Annotated in this window: 4 protein-coding genes; all 4 read right to left on the reverse strand. The window is 38.1% G+C overall.

All coding sequences use genetic code 11. The features are described 5' to 3' along the window. Positions 1–232: 232 nt before the first annotated feature. The gene (gene dprA / locus V7083_RS22300; RefSeq protein ID WP_335482211.1) at positions 233–1111 is read right to left on the reverse strand and encodes a DNA-processing protein DprA; all 879 of its coding nucleotides are present in this window, start codon (positions 1109–1111) and stop codon (positions 233–235) included. Positions 1112–1191: 80 nt separating this feature from the next. Continuing rightward, entirely contained in the window at positions 1192–2094 is a 903-nt protein-coding gene (gene sucD / locus V7083_RS22305) for a succinate--CoA ligase subunit alpha (protein ID WP_335482212.1), read from the reverse strand. A gap of 22 nt (positions 2095–2116) precedes the next feature. Continuing rightward, positions 2117–3277: an ADP-forming succinate--CoA ligase subunit beta gene (gene sucC / locus V7083_RS22310; protein WP_335482214.1), complete on the reverse strand. Its 1161-nt coding sequence runs from the start codon at positions 3275–3277 to the stop codon at positions 2117–2119. A gap of 204 nt (positions 3278–3481) precedes the next feature. Next, a partial coding sequence (locus tag V7083_RS22315; protein WP_335482216.1) for a ribonuclease HII occupies positions 3482–4137 on the reverse strand: 656 nt, incomplete at its 5' end.

Here is a 4137-nt window from a genome sequence, read left to right on the forward strand (position 1 = left end):
ACATTAATGACAACTTATCTTTAAAAAATACTTTACAAAACTTCCATATCCCATATTTTTCAATTCTATATTATTATCCATCTTATTTTACCAGTTTTTATATATTCTTTTTTTCGAACATCTGTTGGAAAATGTAATACATATNNTAATTTCAACCTTTTTATGTTAATTTTTCGTTGTTTATTCAAAAAAACAGTATATTTTCCTATTTTCATCACTATTAGTTAGAGTTTTATCTAATTTCTTCTAAAATATCCTCTGCCCCAGTTACAAGTTTAGCACCTTGTTGAATTAGCTCATTCGCCCCGTTAGAATTCGGGTTGAAAATACTTCCTGGGAGCGAAAAAACATCCCGCCCCTCATTCACCGCATAATTCGCTGTTATTAAGGACCCGCTTTTTCGTTTAGCTTCTATTATAAATGTACCTTTTGATAAACCGCTAATAATTCGATTTCGAGCAGGAAAATGCCATCTTTGCGGCTTCGTATCCGGCGGGTACTCGGAGACAATCAGTTGTGTTTTCATCATATCTAACGCAAGATTGATATTCTCCCTAGGATATATATGATATAGCCCTCCTGCTATTACCGCAATGGTTTTCCCATGATTTTTCATGGCGTATTCGTGTGCGAGCGTATCGACTCCTTTTGCCAACCCACTCACTATCAGAACATCATTTTTAATCAATTCCGGAAAAATATGACGAATGGCATTTATTCCATATTGGGTGACTTGTCGCGATCCTACTACGGCAAGTTTTGGATTGGCTGCTAATAGTGATAGATCTCCCTTAGCAAAAAGTGCCCATGGAGGTTGATAAATTTCTTTCAAATGTTGGGGATATTCTTTATCGAATATCGTTACTACAGAAATCTGGTTGTTTTTATACTGGCGAATTTGGTCACGGATTGTTTCAGGATGGAAGAATAATGAGGGTTGAAGGATAGGAGTTTGAGGTGAGGTGTTCATTATATCATAAAAATCACTATCAGTCTCAAGAGGATTAAAAGAATCTAAGGAAGGGTCTTGCTTCAAGATTTGAAAAACCATTTTCCAAGTGGAATTGGGATAGTGAAGTAAGGCAATTAATTTTTCTTTAAATACTTCCATATGGATACCTCCAAAAATTGATATAAAGAAATAGTCCCCCACTCTGAATGAGGGACTTTTATGTTAAACAAGGTGATTTTTTAATGAGTTTTACACTTTTCGTAAAGGCCTTTTTCTTTTAACACTTCAATTAATGTCTCACCCATGACAGAAGGAGTTTCAGCTACTTTAATACCGCACTCGTTCATAACACGGATCTTTTCGTCTGCTGTGCCTTTTCCGCCTGAAATAATGGCACCAGCATGGCCCATACGTTTTCCTGGAGGTGCTGTTCGGCCGCCGATAAAGCCGACAACAGGCTTAGTCATATTGGCCTTAATCCATTGTGCCGCTTCTTCCTCAGCCGTTCCGCCAATTTCGCCGATCATGATAACAGCATAGGTTTCTGGATCTTCATTAAATGCTTTAAGAACATCAATAAAGTTTGTACCGTTGACCGGGTCTCCACCTATTCCAACCGCAGTTGTTTGACCTACTCCCGCTTGAGTTAATTGATGGACAGCCTCATAGGTTAACGTACCAGAGCGGGAAACAACTCCAACATGTCCTTTTGTATGAATATATCCAGGCATAATACCGATTTTACATTCATCAGGAGTAATTACTCCAGGACAGTTTGGACCCACTAAACGAGTCTTTTTGCCTTCCATGTAACGTTTTACCTTCACCATATCCAATACAGGAATATGCTCGGTAATACAAATAACTAAATCTAATTCAGCATCAACCGCTTCAATAATTGAATCGGCAGCAAACGGTGCCGGTACATAGATAACAGAAGCATTTGCACCTGTAGTATCAACCGCTTCTTTTAGCGTATTAAATACAGGTACTCCTTCCACTTCTTGTCCGCCTTTACCAGGAGAAGTTCCTCCTACGATTTGAGTACCATATTCTAGCATTTGTTTTGTATGGAAGCGGGCTGTACCGCCTGTAATCCCTTGTACGATAACCTTCGTATCTTTATTAATAAAAACGCTCACGTTAATTCCCCTTTCTTCGATCCTATTTCACTAATGAAACGATTTTTTGTGCACCATCAGCCATTGATTCCGCTGCAATAATGTTTAAACCGGACTCAGAAAGAATCTTCTTACCCAAGTCAACATTAGTACCTTCTAAACGAACAACAAGCGGAATACTTAAGCCAACTTGTTTAGCTGCTTCCACGACACCCTCAGCAATAACATCACATTTCATGATACCACCAAAGATATTGACAAAAATTCCTTTTACATTAGGATCAGAAAGGATAATTTTGAATGCTTCAGTAACCTTTTCTGCTGTAGCACCGCCCCCAACATCAAGGAAGTTAGCCGGTTCGCCGCCATAATGCTTAACAATGTCCATAGTAGCCATTGCTAATCCGGCGCCGTTAACCATACAGCCGATATTTCCATCTAAAGCAATATAGCTCAAATCATATTTAGATGCTTCGATTTCTTTTGGATCTTCTTCTTCAAGATCACGGTATTCAAGAACATCTTTTTGACGGTATAAAGCATTAGAATCAAAGTTTAATTTGGCATCTAAAGCCATAACTTTTCCATCACCTGTTACAACTAATGGGTTAATTTCAGCAATGGAACAATCTTTTTCAATATATGCATTGTAAAGACCAGTCATAAACTTCACAGCTTGATTGACTAGTTCTTTTGGAATGTTGATATTGAAAGCTAGTCTACGAGCTTGATATGGCATTAAACCAAGTACAGGGTCGATTTCTTCTTTAAATATTTTCTCAGGAGTTTTAGCTGCTACTTCTTCAATTTCTGTACCGCCTTCTTCAGAACCCATTAACACAACACGGGAAGTAGCGCGGTCTAATACTAAACCAACATAGTATTCCTTTTTAATATCGCAGCCTTCTTCAATTAAGAGGCGCTTAACTTCCTTACCTTCAGGCCCTGTTTGGTGGGTAACCAATGTTTTCCCTAAAATCTCACTGGCATATGTACGAACTTCATCAAGATTTTTTGCCACTTTTACACCGCCGGCTTTCCCCCTGCCGCCTGCGTGAATTTGTGCTTTTACAACACAAACTTGTGTACCTAATTCTTTTGCTGCTTCAACCGCTTCTTCAACAGTAAAAGCCACTTTCCCGTTTGGAACCATTACCCCATATTTTCTGAGGATTTCTTTCCCCTGATACTCATGGATATTCATTTCCCATCCTCCTAATCGAACTTTTCAAAAAACTGACTCCGTTTTCATTTTATATAATGACTCAAGCCTTGTCCACCAATAAGCATAAAAATTATATTATCTTTATATTTGGTAATTTTTAACCCTATTAAATATAGATTCTTTTACCACAATCGTTATTTCATCATAATAAAAAGCAGGTCTTCACCTGCTTGTCTTTTATCCTTAATTCACTTGTGTTTCATTTAGAAATTCAAATAGATTCGGTTCAACAAGTTCCTTGATTGGTGAAAATGTTTTACGATGATGAAGGGTAATACCGTATTTTTCTATTGCTGCAATATGGTCCTTTGTACCATATCCCATGTGCTGCCCAAATCCATAATAGGGGTATTCTTTTCCTAACTCTTTCATCCATTGATCACGGGCAACTTTGGCCACTATAGAAGCTGCCGCTATCGATATACTTTTTGCATCGCCCTTTATAATTGATTCAGACGGATATGGTGTCTCTAGCCTCATCGCATCAATTAATAAATAATCAGGATGAGGATGCAAGGCTGAGATTGCTGCTTTCATTGCCTTTTTAGTTGCTTCATAAATGTTTATTTCATCAATTTCTTGTGCCGAAATCATGGCAACACTTAAAGAAAGGGCTTCTTTTCTGATCATTTCATCGTATTCTAAGCGCTTTTTTTCAGATAGCTTTTTTGAGTCATTGATACCAGGTAGAAAAAAATGATCGGGCAGGATCACAGCTGCAGCAACCACTGGGCCAGCAAGAGGGCCTCTCCCTACTTCATCAATGCCAGCAATTAGTTGAAAGCCCTGTGATCGAAATTTGGACTCATAGTGACTCATTTCACGAAATTTCTCAAGAA

The sequence above is a fragment of the Bacillus sp. JJ1764 genome (genome assembly GCF_036962145.1).
Classification (GTDB): Bacteria; Bacillota; Bacilli; order Bacillales; family Cytobacillaceae; genus Neobacillus.